The sequence below is a fragment of the Legionella qingyii genome (genome assembly GCF_003990155.1).
Taxonomy (GTDB): Bacteria; Pseudomonadota; Gammaproteobacteria; order Legionellales; family Legionellaceae; genus Legionella; species Legionella qingyii.
Genome location: NZ_RZGX01000002.1, coordinates 233,604 through 247,697 on the forward strand (window position 1 = coordinate 233,604; position 14,094 = coordinate 247,697).

A 14,094-nucleotide genomic window follows, 5' to 3' on the forward strand; every position below is an offset into this window, starting at 1 on the left:
TCCCTGGTAATTCTACCTTTTCTCCAATACAACAAGAAAAAGAGCTTTTCAGATTAAGTTAAAGAAACCATTGTAACGATCGTAGCCTGGGTGAGGACGTAAGTCGTACCCCGGTTCAATCTGTCATAGGAAAACCCGGGTTGTGCTCCGCTTCACCCAGGCTACAATTTTTATTAATGTAAATCCTGCAATCGAGTTACAGTGTCTCTATCTTCATATTTCATAGCCAAGCAAGCCGCCTCAGCTCCTGATAGAGTAGTAGTATAGCTAACCTTGTGTTGCAATGCATTGCGCCTGATTGCAAAAGAATCGGCGATTGCTTGCTTACCTTCAGTTGTATTTACAATAAAATCGATTTCATTATTTTTTATAAAATCTAAAACGTGAGGCCGGCCTTCGTTCACCTTAAATACTCGACGACAATCCACTCCTGCTGCTTGCAAAGCCAATGCGGTACCGCGCGTTGCAATAATTTCAAAGCCTAGCTCAATCAACCGCTTAGCAATTTCACCTACTCGTGTTTTATCTGCGTCGCGAACGGAGACAAAAGCGCGACGGCGCTTAGCTATGTTACAACTGGCTCCCAATTGGGCTTTAGCATAAGCTTGTCCGAAACGTCTGGCGATCCCCATCACTTCGCCAGTAGATTTCATTTCAGGTCCAAGAATGGAATCTACTCCAGAAAATTTGATAAAAGGAAAAACTGGCAGTTTAATTGAATAAAATGAGGGCATGTGGTGATTTTGGCTCAAACCTTGTTCCTTTAAACTAATGCCCAATTTGCACAGAGCAGCAATTTTAGCCAAAGGCAATCCTGTCGCTTTGGAAACAAAAGGAACCGTTCTTGATGCTCTTGGATTAACTTCCAAAACATAAATGTCATCAGCTTGAATAGCAAATTGTGCATTAATCAAACCCACAACACCCAAATTCAATGCCATTTGCCGCATTTGCTCCATTAGGTCCTGTTGAACCACAACGCTTAAGCTAAAGGGAGGTAAAGTACAAGCAGAATCTCCTGAATGAATACCAGCCTGTTCTATGTGCTCCATTACCGCACCAATCAATACTTCTTTCCCATCACATACTGCATCAATATCTACTTCAATTGCATCATTCAAAAATTTATCCAATAAAACAGGTGAATCATTGGATACAGCAACCGCATGCGATAGATAGTGGCGTAAATCATCTTCTTGGTACACAACTTCCATAGCTCGGCCGCCGAGAACATAGGAAGGTCTAACCACCAATGGGTAACCGATTTTATTTGCTAAAGCAATGGCTTCTGTCTCACTACGCACAGTACCATTATCCGGTTGATGTAATTTCAATTCAGTGACCAATTTTTGAAAGCGATCCCTATCTTCCGCTCTATCAATTGCATCAGGCGAGGTCCCAATAATTTTAACACCGTTAGCTTCCAATGCGCGCGCTAATTTTAATGGGGTTTGTCCACCGTAGTGAACAATAACTCCATCCGGATTTTCTACATCAACAATACCTAAAACATCTTCTAGGGTTACCGGTTCAAAATACAACCGATCGGACGTATCAAAATCCGTAGATACTGTTTCAGGGTTACAATTGACCATGATGGTCTGGCAACCTGCCTCCCTAAGGGCCATAGCTGCGTGAACACAGCAATAATCAAACTCTATTCCCTGACCAATACGGTTAGGCCCTCCACCAAGGATCATAATCTTTTTCTTGTCCGTATCCGGACGCGCCTCACAACGGGTTTCATAACAAGAATACATATATGCCGTATCACTAGGGAATTCGCCAGCACACGAATCAATGCGCTTGTACACAGGAATAATTCCTAGTTCTTTACGTCGTGCACGTACCTGCTCTTCAGTACACGTCCATATTTTAGCCAAATAAGCATCGGCAAAACCACGGCGCTTCAACAAACGTAAAGTTACTGTATCGATATCTGATAATGCTTTGCCTTCCATAGAGCGCTCCAGAGCGACGAGTTCCTCGACCTGAGCTAAAAACCAGGGATCAACACGGCTTTCTTGATGAATTTCTTCAAGAGACATATTGTTTCTAAATGCATCAGCGATATACCAAAGTCTATCTGGGGTTGGCTCTCGCAAATGCCCTCTTAAACGTGCTAAATCACCTTTTGGAAATAAAGAATGCAGACCACAGCGCCCTATTTCTAAACCACGAATTGCCTTTTGCAACGATTCCTGAAAATTGGAGCCAATAGCCATAACTTCACCCACTGACTTCATCTGCGTAGTCAATGTATCCGAAGTTTGTGGAAATTTATCGAAATTAAAGCGAGGAACTTTAGTCACTACATAATCAATACTTGGTTCAAATGATGCAGGGGTCTTTCCACCGGTAATTTCATTTTTTAATTCATCAAGAGTATAGCCTACGGCCAGTTTAGCGGCGACTTTCGCAATGGGGAAACCCGTTGCTTTGGAGGCTAAAGCAGAACTTCGAGAAACCCTCGGGTTCATTTCAACCACCAGCATTCTTCCATCTTCAGGATTAACCGCGAATTGTACGTTCGATCCTCCCGTATCAACTCCTACCGCTCTTAATACTTTAATAGCCGCATCACGCATGCGCTGATATTCTTTATCGGTGAGCGTTTGTGCAGGAGCTACAGTAATCGAATCACCTGTATGAACCCCCATAGGATCAAAATTTTCAATGGTGCAGACAATAATGCAATTATCATTTTTGTCACGTACGACTTCCATTTCAAACTCTTTCCAGCCAAGCACCGATTCATCAATCAGTAACTCATGAGTAGGCGACAACTCCAACCCACGCGTACAAATTTCTTCAAATTCCTCACGGTTATAGGCAATACCGCCCCCGCTGCCCCCCATGGTAAATGATGGACGAATAATAGCTGGATAGCCTAACTGCGCCTGTACCTGAATTGCTTCTTCCATACTATGGGCAATCGCTGAGCGGGGCATATCCAAACCAATTTTAATCATCAATTGGCGGAATTTTTCTCTATCTTCAGCACGATCAATCGCTTCTCGTGTTGCGCCAATCATTTCGACATTATATTTTGCCAAGATTCCTTCGCGGACCAAGTCCAAAGCACAGTTCAAAGCGGTTTGGCCTCCCATAGTTGGCAAAAGGGCATCTGGGCGTTCAATTTCAATGATACGTGCAACCTCTTTCCAGGATACCGGCTCAACATAGGTGGCGTCTGCAAGTTCTGGATCGGTCATGATGGTTGCAGGATTGGAATTTACCAGGATCACCCGATATCCTTCCTCCCTTAGGGCGCGTACCGCTTGGGTACCTGAGTAATCAAATTCACAAGCTTGTCCTATCACGATAGGACCTGCTCCAAGGATAAGAATGGATTTAATATCGGTTCGTTTTGGCATATTGGCAACAAAAAAGAATAAAATTGACGTATTTTACCTACTTTTGCTTAAAGTTTATACCCTTGATGCAAAATTAACTGTATCGATTAGCTAAAATAATTTGTAATCCGGCCTCAGTTAACGATAAATATTTATAATTAGGATCTGCTGTTGTTCGTTCCAGCCATTCATTAGCAATACAGATGTCAGTTAATTTTTGTACGGATTCCAATGATACCGATTGTTTTAATTTTTGAGTAAGCATAGCGGCTGCATCTTCTTCCATACTTAAAAACACTTGATCGCGAGTTATGCCTCGATTTTTCATTTCATCATAAAATAAATTTAAAATATCAAGTTCATTCATGATGAGTGCCCTTAAAAATAATCGCTTTGAATACTTACAGTATAAGCTTAAATTAATACCTCGGTTATGATTCAAAAGAAAAAGACTTGGATGTTTGAATAGTTGGTACTACTCAACTGAGTTGGGTTTTAGGCGATTCTACATTATTCACTTCAGAATTCTGATTGACTAATTCATCATCGAGTTTTGTAGGAGAGGAATGATTCATTCCCGAACCAAAAAACGATTGCGGAGAAGAACCCAAGCCTAATTTTATTTTTTGCGAATTCGATAATACAGCAAGCAAAGCATCCGCCAAAATAGACATTTGGGCCGCCGCCTCATCTAGCTCTTGGGAAGAGCAGTCCTCTATTGTAAGAACATACCAGATATACCTTGTTGTCATTCCATTATACTGGTCTGGATTTTTCAACAAGTCTTTGTTTAGAGGATGGCGAGGATTTTCTTTTAACCAATGTAATAAACTCTCCTTATCTGTTACGTAACTGTTAGCAGGCACATTATACCATTTGCCATCCGTTTCATTCTTATATTGTTTCACCAACAAAATGGGTGTTTCCACATCATTATAGGCGATTAACTCATCCTTAATTTGTGTCTTGTCATCGTTAACTAAAGCAGTTCGTACCTCCTCCAGCTTTTTCGATAAAAGGTTATATTGTATAGACAACTTTTTTAAAGAGTCCAATCGTTGTTTTGCTTCATGGGGTAAAGGGGCTTTGACATCAGCTAATTCGTTTATGAGTGCATCGATTTTTTGTAATTGGGTGTGATCCCATAATAAAGGCGGTTTCTTAGTGTCTTTATGTTCCAAATCAGGAACTTCTAAATCTTCGTGCACCACGACAACGTCTTGTAATTCCCCTCTAATGCGTTGAAATCCATCAAAATCAACATCATCAATTAACTCGTCTGGGTTAATCCCTGCAACAAAAGCTCTAGCACGTGAAGATAAATCTGCATCAAAGAGGGTTTGCGAATTATATGCACTCCAAAAGCCATCCATTTCATAAAGCAAACCATTTTTAAAACCCAGCCAGAACGATTCGAGCATATTAATTACAGTATTGTAAATTAAATAAGTCGCTGTAATTGCAAGAGCGATTGCAGTGATTGCCAATGTCATAGGCACAACAATCATCATCGTCAACAAAAAATTCGTTATGGGTGACATGCCGTTATTTTTAAATGCGAAAGCCAAATATATAGGCAAGCCTATTGCAGCTGCAACGCCCAAAATCAATGCGATTGTTGCATACAACATGTTGTATGCAAGTATACGTAATGGCAATATGGTAATACCCAATAAAATCGCTAAAATATGTTTTAGAATGTACATAAAATGTATTAATAATTAATAAGTTGAATGATTGTATAAAAAAATCACATTGCGCGCAATGAGAAATCTTTGAATCCCAACTAGACGCATGTTAACCTTGCACATGTTTAGGTTTAACTCAAGTCGATCCGAAATGGAAGCAGTTGATGTCATTATTGTAGGTGCAGGCGCCGCAGGTTTAATGTGCGCCATTGAAGCAGGCAAACGCCATCGTAAAGTTCTGGTGTTAGATCATGCGAATAAAGCAGGAAAAAAGATTTTAATGTCAGGAGGTGGCCGTTGTAATTTTACTAATTATTATATTGAGCCTGAAAAGTACAAATCCCATAATCCCCATTTTTTTAAATCTGCTTTAACTCGCTATACTCAATGGGACTTTCTCGAACTTGTGAAGAAACATAAGATCCCGTTCCATGAAAAATCCTTAGGACAATTATTTTGTGATAATAAGTCAAAAGATATCGTTGATATGCTGCTCAAGGAATGTGCTGCTGCAGAAGCGACTATTCAACTCAATACCAACATAGAGCACATTCAAAAATCACAAGGCTTTAAAATACAAACTTCAAAAGGGATATTTCGTTGTAAGTCTTTAGTCATTGCCAGTGGTGGTTTATCCATACCTACAATGGGAGCAAGCCCATTCGCCTATAAAGTTGCAGAACAGTTTGGGATTAAAATATGGCCAACTCGTGCCGGACTAGTGCCTCTTACTTTGGATGTATTGGAGAAAGAACGAGTCGCTCTACTTTCAGGGATTGGTATTGATAGCTTAGTAAAAAATGCACGCATCGAATTCCGTGAAAATACATTATTCACGCATCGCGGTTTGAGTGGCCCTGCAATTTTACAATTATCGTCCTATTGGCATGCAGGAGAAAGTATTTGTATTAATTTATTGCCGGAAATCAATGTATTGGAGTACTTAAAAAATATACGTCTCGAAAAACCACAAAAACAATTAAACTCAATTTTGTCCCTACATTTACCGAAACGAGTCATCGAACTCTTTATTTCACCAGAACTTGCCGAAAAAAAACTTGCCGAGTTATCAAATCGTGATTTGGAATCTATAGCAAAACAACTCAACTCCTGGATAGTAAAACCTAATGGCACCGAAGGGTATCGCACTGCCGAAGTAACCATTGGCGGTGTGGATTGCCATGCCATTTCTTCAAAAACAATGGAAGCTCAAGATGTCCCCGGACTATATTTCATAGGGGAAGCCTTAGATGTTACCGGTTGGTTAGGAGGGTATAATTTTCAATGGGCTTGGTCATCGGGATGGGCAGCCGGGCAAGTGGTATAATTCCTCTACGTGTTATTACAGCATGTGCAATGTTTTGCCAAAACTAAAGTAATAAGCAAAACATCGAACAAGTCATCAAATGCCTTGATGAAGCGTTATCTAACTCTTCTCATCAAATATAGGCCTAAAAGGGCAAAAATAAAAGTAGGACCCAAAGCAGCTAATTCAGGTGGCAATTGAAAAACTGTACTGAGTGGGCCAAAAAAGCGACTTAAAATATGAAAGCTAAATCCGACTGCAGCACCTACTAATAATTTTGATCCCATCGTGCTCGAACGCAAAGGCCCAAAAATAAATGGGATGGAGAGAATCATCATCACCATCGTCGTAAGTGGTTGAATAATTCGTTGTAAAAAAGCGAATTGATAATTATGCACATTTTGATGATTACGCTTTTGTTCTCGTATGTAGCGATTCAATTCTTTCAAGGTCATTTCATCCGGATCGCTACTGCTGATCATCAAGATTTTGGGTTTTACAGGCACCTCCCAAGGAAGAGAAGCAATAGTCCGAGCTGTGATTTTATCTGCGCTAAAATCCGTTTGCTGTACATTATAGGCAACCCAACCGGTTGGAGTATATTTGGCTTCACGAATAAAACGAGACATTTTTAAATGATGATGCACATCAAAATGAAATTGATAAATGTTGTTTAGGACATTATTAGATCGTATCACACCCACAGAAATAAAATCATTACCATAACGCATCCAAAAACCACCTTTTGTGGTTCTTAATGTTTGTCCACCGCTGATTGCAGCCGATTTATAATCATTCCCATAATGAGATAAGTAGGGGACTAAGGTTTCGCCCAGTGCCGTAACGATTACAATGAGTACTAAAGATGCTTTTAAAACTGCCCAGGTTATTTGTCCTATAGACATTCCTGAGGCCCGCATTACTACTAATTCACTATTATTGGCCAAAATTCCAAGGCCAATCAAAGAGCCCAGAAGGCTTGCCATAGGGAAAAATAAATAGACTTGATATGGCATTTGTAACAAAATAAAAAACGTTGCTTGAGCGATACCGTAATCAACTCGACCTAGATCACTTATTTCGCCGACAAATAAAATAAAAATCTCTAGACCTACTAGCATGAGCGTGACTAAAGCAATAGAGCCGAGAACAGTTTTCGCTATGTAGCGGTCTAATATTTTCATACTCATGCCAGCTTCGCCCTATCACGCCAGATTAGTAATAGTCCAAAGATAACAATGATAAGATGAACCCACCATAAACCCATCCATTGTGGTGTTTTTCCAGAAATCATTGCATCACGCCCAATAAACAAAAAGTTAGCATATAAAATATAAATAATGATTGCGGGTAATAACTTGGCATACTTCCCAGAACGAGGATTAATACGGCACAAGGGAACAGCAATCAAAGTCAAAGTAAAAACCATGATGGGTACGGATATACGCCATTGTAACTCAGCTGCCTTAGCAGCACTTTTATTATTGTAGGGTAATAAGCTTGCAGTACTCATTGTACGAAGATCTTCAGATGCCTGGATTACAGGATGTGGTAATCGTGTTTTATATTGGCCAAATTCCGCAACTTGATAATCAGCATGGCCTGGCACCCCCTGATATTCTTTACCCTTTTGCAGAATAATATAATCCTCACCTGTTTTTGCATCGGTTTCAGCAAAGGCTTGATCCGCCCATAATATATCCCAACGCATTTGCTTATTGACAACACTTCGTTTTGCCAGAAATACCTGTTCAGCCTTGGCATGATCACGACTCATAGATTGAACATAAAACACTTCCTGACCACCATTAATGGCATGAAAACGTCCAGGCATGATTGTTTGAACCAAGGTTTGTATCCCCGTAGTACGTAATAGCTTAGCACGTTCGATATATATTAAAGGGCTGACCCAAATCATTACTATAGTCACAATAATCGCCACTACTGTTGCCATGATAAAACTATGTTTTAATAATTGATTTGGCCCATACCCACAAGCACGTAATACGGTCATCTCACTTTCAGCATATAAACGCCCAAAAGCAAGCAACAGGGCAATATAAAAACCTAATGGAATCAGTAAACTTAGTAAAGTGGGCAATTCCAGCATCATTAACTTCATAATAATGACGCCCGGAATATTTCCGGAAGCTGCCCGATTGAGATATTGAATGAATTGATTGCTCAGAAAAATTAATACCAATATGGAAGTTAGCGAAATCAAAGTGACAAACACTTCTTTAGCTAAATAACGAAAAATGATCACTCAATCAATGCCCCCATTTTAGTAATCTTATTCATAGAATCATTCTCATCTTAAGCATTGTATCCTCTTGTGGAGAACTAAAAAAGCCTTTTCTATCTCACACAGAAACAATCAATTATAATAAGGAAGGAGAACAACATGAAGGCGACCTCGATTTTTAGGGCTTCGATCAGTATATGGAGGATATGACAGGGGAAATCTAAAAACAGCACAAACTCGATTGTTTGCACTGTTTTTTAAAATAGATACTAATTAATGTTTAACTTCAGTTGCTTTTTTAGCTTCTTGAACGAATCCAAACATTGCTTTCTCAACAATTTGAAAAGATTTTTGCATGTAATCTAAAGCCTTGTGACCATTTTCAACAGCTAGATTAATTTGCTTTTCTAATAGTTCTTCAGGTTTTTTAATGCTCGCAATCTCTTCAGGTTTGAGATAATGCATACCTTGTAATGTTTTTACATTCAATTCAGCCATGGCTTGAAAAGGCTCTTGAAGTTTTTTCGCCATTTCAGTCCATCTTTCGAAATTTTGTTGAGTCATGATACGCTCCTCTATGTTGCATTGCACAATTTAATATTAGTACATAGATAATAAATATGTCAATGAGTTAGCGAAAAAAATTTTGCGATGCAGCATAAGTAGAAAACACGTTGAACTCACTTATTTTCATTGATAAAAGCAACTTACCTTTAGAAAATATCGGGTTTAACTTTTAAATAAGCTTTGCCATTGTTGCATCATTTTTTGCATTTGCTGATTCCATGTTTCAGTTGCCTGGCGGTAAGGGTTATTTTGCAAAGGTTTCTCCATAGCTTGAAACATTTGTTCCATCATCTGTTTCAAAGACGCATGCATTGGATGATTTGCCAAAGCGATGATTTGTCGCAAAATATCTGAAGATAAAAATTGAGTTGAACCAGCCTCCATCTCGACAATAATTTGTAGCAAAATTGAGTTGGTTATGTCATTTCCGGTTAAGGAATCTTCTACTTTAAATTGCTTTCCATCTACAACATAACGCTGTAACTCTTCAAGGGTTATATACTGACTGGTTTCAGTATCATAAAGCCGACGATTTTTGTATTTTTTTATTAATCGAGTCATTGTTTTTCTCTTGATATTTAGGTGATTTTGAATTGTTAAAAATCTCACCCTATTCCTCATTACCTTATCAGTTAAAAAACTGCCTTAAGATCCTGGGAACACGCCGTAGGACGAAGACAACAGATTGATTCCTTAACTGAATGGCGATGAATCGACACCCTCTCCTGTCAGCAGGAGAGGGTCTTTAATAAGGAAGATACTATCATTTTAATACATGTGGAGGCCACCATTGACGCTTAAATTAGCTCCGGTAATATATCGACTCTTCTCACTAATTAAAAATTCTACAGCCCAAGCGATTTCTTGAGTTTGTGCCAAACGTTTAGCAGGAATTTGCGCAATAATCCCGTCCAGGATATCTGGTCTAATCCCTTTCATTAACCGAGTATCTACATAACCTGGAGAAAGACTGTTCACGGTGATGTTTTTACTCATTAGTTCTTGTGCCAAACTTTTAGTGAAACCATAAACACCCGCTTTCGATGCAGCATAATTTGCTTGCGAAAATTGTCCTTTTTGGGCATTCACCGAAGAAACATTGACGATTCGTCCTGATTCATGGTCTTTCATGTTTTCAACTACATGACGAGTTACATTAAACATCCCATCAAGATTAACAGTTAACACTTCATCCCATTGTTGTTTGGTCATTTTTGTAAATACTGCATCGCGAGTGATGCCTGCATTATTAATTAGCGCATCGATATTACCGTACTCTTCAATAATGGAAGAAATAACAGTTCCACATTGATCATAATCGGTAACATCCATATGTCGAAAATAGATATTCTTATATCCCTCATCTAATCGCTCTTGTTCCCATGCTTTTCCTTCTTCGTCAGAAATTAGATCAAGAGCAAAAATATGTTTATAAGAAGAGTTTAATTCCTTCGCGATTGCGGTGCCGATATCGCCAGTACCACCAGTGATCAATACAATATTATTATGTTGCATAGGATTCTCTATGAGTTAGGATGTTGTGAGAATTAATGAAAAACTGACTATCAAGCCCAAGGTTAACCCTGGGCCTAACTGTTACATATACTGTCCGCCATTAATATCCAAGTTCGCACCGGTAATAAATCCACTATCCGGAGAGGCTAAAAAAGCAACTGCATCAGCAACTTCTTTTGGATACCCCAAACGACCAACAGGTATACTTGAGATGATTGACTTGAGGACTTCTTCTTTCAATGAAGATAGCATTGGCGTTTCGATATAGCCAGGAGAAACCGTATTCACAGTGATGCCTTTATTTGCTACTTCCAGGGCGAGACTTTTAGTGAATCCATATAATGCAGACTTGGTTGAAGCATAATTACATTGGCCAAATTGACCTTTTCGTCCGTTAATTGAAGAAATGCTAATAACACGACCATAACCCTTATCGAGCATTAAGGGGATGACATTACGGGTCATATTAAATACGCTGGTTAAATTGGCGTCAATCACGCATTGCCATTGTTCTGGAGTCATTTTTCGTAAACTGCAATCTTGAGTAACTCCGGCATTATTAACCAGAACATCAACACGACCATAGCGCTCCATGACTAAGGCCATTATTTTTTCACAATCTGCAAATTGTGCGATATCACCATAAACGATATCAATATCATATCCGAGCTTTTTTTGTTCTTCTTGCCATTGCTTCGCTTCTTCATGTTTTCCATGTTTGAAATAACACGCGACAACTTGAAATTCGGCAGCTAAACGTTGACAAATGGCGGTGCCTATACCACCAGTACCACCAGTAACTATTGCTACACCTTTCATCATAACCAACTCCCTGTAATTGCGACAATAAAATACTACTATAGACAATAATAACTAAAAAACAAATAAAACCATCGAATTCACTCTGTCCTATCATCTTCATGATACGACAGAGTGAGAAATTATAGAAAAATTATCTATCTATATACAGGAACATACCCTTTAATCTGCTGGGCAAATTGTCTCAATACGTCTAGACCTGATTCTTCTGCTTGTCGGCACCATTGCTGTAATGCGTCGATTAGCTCTTTTTGGGAAGAGGCAGTCTTTAACCAAATACTTTGTAATGACTGCTTATAGGCATACACTATACGCAACTGTTCGCGAGCTTCTAGCAAATTAGATAAACGAACTTTTGCTTTATTACTCAAGAGACAATTTTCACGTCGCAATAAACTTCCAGCACGCGCAAAAAGTTTCCTTTCTTCCTTGCTTTCAATAACGCTATGCTTTTCTTGTTTCAGTATGGGACGAATCACACTTTTGTAATAATTAGACATCACTTGAAAGCGATTCGCAATCACTGCTCTAACAGTATCCAAATCTACTTGCAACTTGCCTTGTTCCATAGCCAGTTTAGGTGGTAATTTTTTTACCTTAGCAAGGCCTAAAAAAGAAAGAATGCGAATGTACATCCAACCAATATCAAACTCCCACCATTTAACTGAAAATTTGGCTGAAGAAGCAAAAGTATGATGATTGTTATGCAACTCTTCTCCACCTATCCAAAAACCCCAGGGGAAAATATTTCTTGCAGCATCGGGGCATTCAAAATTTCTATATCCCCAATAGTGACCAATTCCATTAATGACCCCAGCAGCATGAAAGGGGATCCACATCATTTGAATTGCCCAAATAGTAATTCCAGGAACACCAAACAAGAATAAATCTATGAACAACATCAAAATAATTCCCTTGGCAGAATGGGGGGAATAAATTTTTCGCTCAAGCCAGTCTGTAGGGGTCCCGTGGGAATACTTGGCAACCATTTCTCTATCTTTACGAGCTGCTTTATAAAGTTCAGCCCCTTCCCAAAATACTTTTTTGATGCCAAAAACGACAGGGCTATGAGGATCTCCCTCGGCATCTGATGATGCATGATGTTTACGATGAATAGCAACCCAATCTGCAGTAACCATTCCAGTCGTCAACCACAACCAAAAGCGGAAAAAATGACTGACAATAGGATGCAACGTCATCGCTCGATGCGTTTGATTGCGATGAAGATATAGCGTTACTGCTGCGATAGTAATCTGCGTCATAATCAATGTTGCAATCACATATCCCCAAAAAGACAGGTTTAAATAACCAAAAACCATAATAGCTCCACTTCAAATGCAAAAATGCAAAAATGCAAATTAAGAAAAAACTCATCCTTTAGTTAGGTACCCATATTGTAAGGATTCCAGAAAATCCTTATATCATCTTAAGGATAACACAATTTTACTCTTTACGTTGCAACATTTAATTATGTAGCCGATAATTAATAGATAATTACATAGGAATTATGTTATGAACGATAAATTTTCCCTGGGAAAAATCTTTGAGAATTTAGTGCCTTTCTTAATAGCAGGAGTTGCTATTGCACTGTTCTTTGGACTGCTATTTATGTTTTCCTACGTTTTAATTTGGGGTCTTATCATAGGAGGTATTCTCTGGATTATCACAACAATAAAACAATATCTATTCCCAAGCAGCCCGGATAAAACAGAAGTAACTACGAAAAGTCAGGGCAGAATCATTGAACATGACGATAAAAAATAATGCCCGAATTACCTGAGGTTGAAACAACAAAAGAAGGAATTAAATCCCATCTGGAAGGACAAACAATCACAGGGATTACTGTGCGTAATCCTAAACTCCGCATCCCTGTTCCGGAGAATTTGGATCAATTATGTGCTGGCAAAAAAATAGTCACCGTTTCCCGTAGAGCAAAATACATTTTGATTCATCTCTCAAAAGGATATCTTTTAATTCATCTGGGAATGTCAGGACATTTACGTATTGTCCCAGCTAAGAGTGAACCAGAAAAACATGATCACATCCTATTGATGTTGACAAATGGCCTTATGCTTCGCTTCTGTGACCCCAGGCGTTTTGGTTTATTTCTTTATATCGATGAAAACCCCTATCAACATCAACTGCTTGCTCATTTAGGCCCAGAGCCGCTTTCTGATGAATTTAATAGTCATTACTTACTTCAAAGAGCGAAAAATAAAAATAAACCCATCAAATCATTGATTATGGATAATGAAATTGTAGTCGGTGTTGGAAATATCTATGCTACAGAAAGCCTTTTTTTAGCAAATATCCATCCAACCACCCCAGCTAAAATGCTCTCTGAATCAATGTGCCATGCGCTTGCAACACAAATTAAAGAAGTACTCAAACAGGCCATACTATGCGGCGGAACTACTCTCCGAGACTTCTATGCTTTTGACGGAAAACCGGGTTATTTCAGTATGTCACTCAAAGTATATGGCCGGAAAAATCAACCTTGTTTGCTTTGCCAACACCCTATAGAATCACTCATAATCGCTGGGCGTAATTCTTTTTTTTGCCCTAAATGTCAAAATTAATTTGCATCAAATAATGCAG

The 14,094-nt window shown here is 38.9% G+C and carries 13 protein-coding genes; 3 read left to right on the forward strand and 10 right to left on the reverse strand.

From position 1 onward, the window contains the following. Nucleotides 1–173: 173 nt before the first annotated feature. The 3 genes from carB to ELY20_RS02185 form a co-directional block, all read right to left on the reverse strand. The gene (gene carB / locus ELY20_RS02175) at nucleotides 174–3,377 is read right to left on the reverse strand and encodes a carbamoyl-phosphate synthase large subunit (RefSeq protein WP_110141016.1); all 3,204 of its coding nucleotides are present in this window, start codon (nucleotides 3,375–3,377) and stop codon (nucleotides 174–176) included. Nucleotides 3,378–3,450: 73 nt separating this feature from the next. Next, entirely contained in the window at nucleotides 3,451–3,723 is a 273-nt protein-coding gene (locus ELY20_RS02180) for a hypothetical protein (protein WP_110141015.1), read from the reverse strand. A gap of 112 nt (nucleotides 3,724–3,835) precedes the next feature. Next, nucleotides 3,836–5,062 (reverse strand): phage tail tape measure protein, encoded by a 1,227-nt coding sequence (locus ELY20_RS02185; RefSeq protein WP_126955299.1) that lies wholly within the window; start codon nucleotides 5,060–5,062, stop codon nucleotides 3,836–3,838. 133 nt (nucleotides 5,063–5,195) lie between these two features. Here ELY20_RS02185 and ELY20_RS02190 point away from each other — a divergent pair, with 133 nt between their 5' ends. Further along, nucleotides 5,196–6,371, forward strand: coding sequence for a BaiN/RdsA family NAD(P)/FAD-dependent oxidoreductase (locus tag ELY20_RS02190; protein ID WP_110141013.1), 1,176 nt, complete (start codon nucleotides 5,196–5,198; stop codon nucleotides 6,369–6,371). A gap of 95 nt (nucleotides 6,372–6,466) precedes the next feature. Here the strand turns inward: ELY20_RS02190 and lptG are convergent, their stop codons facing one another. The 7 genes from lptG to ELY20_RS02225 all read right to left on the reverse strand — a co-directional run bounded on the left by lptG (nucleotide 6,467) and on the right by ELY20_RS02225 (nucleotide 12,815). After that, nucleotides 6,467–7,540 carry an LPS export ABC transporter permease LptG gene (gene lptG / locus ELY20_RS02195; protein ID WP_110141012.1) on the reverse strand — a complete coding sequence of 358 codons (1,074 nt, stop codon included), beginning with the start codon at nucleotides 7,538–7,540 and terminating at the stop codon, nucleotides 6,467–6,469. Beyond that, the gene (lptF, locus tag ELY20_RS02200; protein WP_110141011.1) at nucleotides 7,537–8,616 is read right to left on the reverse strand and encodes an LPS export ABC transporter permease LptF; all 1,080 of its coding nucleotides are present in this window, start codon (nucleotides 8,614–8,616) and stop codon (nucleotides 7,537–7,539) included. Before lptF ends, lptG begins: the two co-directional genes overlap by 4 nt. A gap of 252 nt (nucleotides 8,617–8,868) precedes the next feature. Then, a complete protein-coding gene (locus tag ELY20_RS02205; protein ID WP_165831554.1) occupies nucleotides 8,869–9,159 on the reverse strand; it encodes a phasin family protein in 291 nt (96 codons plus the stop codon). 165 nt (nucleotides 9,160–9,324) lie between these two features. After that, nucleotides 9,325–9,723, reverse strand: coding sequence for a polyhydroxyalkanoate synthesis regulator DNA-binding domain-containing protein (locus ELY20_RS02210; RefSeq protein ID WP_110141009.1), 399 nt, complete (start codon nucleotides 9,721–9,723; stop codon nucleotides 9,325–9,327). A gap of 207 nt (nucleotides 9,724–9,930) precedes the next feature. Next, entirely contained in the window at nucleotides 9,931–10,677 is a 747-nt protein-coding gene (gene phbB / locus ELY20_RS02215) for an acetoacetyl-CoA reductase (RefSeq protein ID WP_110141008.1), read from the reverse strand. Nucleotides 10,678–10,758: 81 nt separating this feature from the next. After that, nucleotides 10,759–11,499 (reverse strand): acetoacetyl-CoA reductase, encoded by a 741-nt coding sequence (gene phbB / locus ELY20_RS02220; protein WP_165831553.1) that lies wholly within the window; start codon nucleotides 11,497–11,499, stop codon nucleotides 10,759–10,761. Between the two features lie 134 nt (nucleotides 11,500–11,633). Then, complete coding sequence (locus ELY20_RS02225; protein WP_110141006.1) at nucleotides 11,634–12,815, reverse strand: DesA family fatty acid desaturase; 1,182 nt, start codon at nucleotides 12,813–12,815, stop codon at nucleotides 11,634–11,636. Nucleotides 12,816–13,008: 193 nt separating this feature from the next. Here ELY20_RS02225 and ELY20_RS02230 point away from each other — a divergent pair, with 193 nt between their 5' ends. Both ELY20_RS02230 and mutM read left to right on the forward strand, forming a co-directional pair. Next, complete coding sequence (locus tag ELY20_RS02230; protein ID WP_110141005.1) at nucleotides 13,009–13,260, forward strand: hypothetical protein; 252 nt, start codon at nucleotides 13,009–13,011, stop codon at nucleotides 13,258–13,260. Beyond that, nucleotides 13,260–14,075, forward strand: a complete 816-nt coding sequence (gene mutM, locus ELY20_RS02235; RefSeq protein ID WP_110141004.1) for a bifunctional DNA-formamidopyrimidine glycosylase/DNA-(apurinic or apyrimidinic site) lyase — start codon at nucleotides 13,260–13,262, stop codon at nucleotides 14,073–14,075. Before ELY20_RS02230 ends, mutM begins: the two co-directional genes overlap by 1 nt. Nucleotides 14,076–14,094 lie beyond the last annotated feature (19 nt).

Bases quoted from the DNA above. Each gene is read 5' to 3' on its own strand.
- phbB (WP_110141008.1), bottom strand. From the start codon at position 10,677: ATGCAACATAATAATATTGTATTGATCACTGGTGGTACTGGCGATATC.
- mutM (WP_110141004.1), top strand. From the start codon at position 13,260: ATGCCCGAATTACCTGAGGTTGAAACAACAAAAGAAGGAATTAAATCC.
- ELY20_RS02225 (WP_110141006.1), bottom strand. From the start codon at position 12,815: ATGGTTTTTGGTTATTTAAACCTGTCTTTTTGGGGATATGTGATTGCA.
- ELY20_RS02185 (WP_126955299.1), bottom strand. From the start codon at position 5,062: ATGTACATTCTAAAACATATTTTAGCGATTTTATTGGGTATTACCATA.
- phbB (WP_165831553.1), bottom strand. From the start codon at position 11,499: ATGATGAAAGGTGTAGCAATAGTTACTGGTGGTACTGGTGGTATAGGC.
- ELY20_RS02190 (WP_110141013.1), top strand. From the start codon at position 5,196: ATGGAAGCAGTTGATGTCATTATTGTAGGTGCAGGCGCCGCAGGTTTA.
- lptG (WP_110141012.1), bottom strand. From the start codon at position 7,540: ATGAGTATGAAAATATTAGACCGCTACATAGCGAAAACTGTTCTCGGC.
- ELY20_RS02210 (WP_110141009.1), bottom strand. From the start codon at position 9,723: ATGACTCGATTAATAAAAAAATACAAAAATCGTCGGCTTTATGATACT.
- ELY20_RS02180 (WP_110141015.1), bottom strand. From the start codon at position 3,723: ATGAATGAACTTGATATTTTAAATTTATTTTATGATGAAATGAAAAAT.
- ELY20_RS02205 (WP_165831554.1), bottom strand. From the start codon at position 9,159: ATGACTCAACAAAATTTCGAAAGATGGACTGAAATGGCGAAAAAACTT.
- carB (WP_110141016.1), bottom strand. From the start codon at position 3,377: ATGCCAAAACGAACCGATATTAAATCCATTCTTATCCTTGGAGCAGGT.
- ELY20_RS02230 (WP_110141005.1), top strand. From the start codon at position 13,009: ATGAACGATAAATTTTCCCTGGGAAAAATCTTTGAGAATTTAGTGCCT.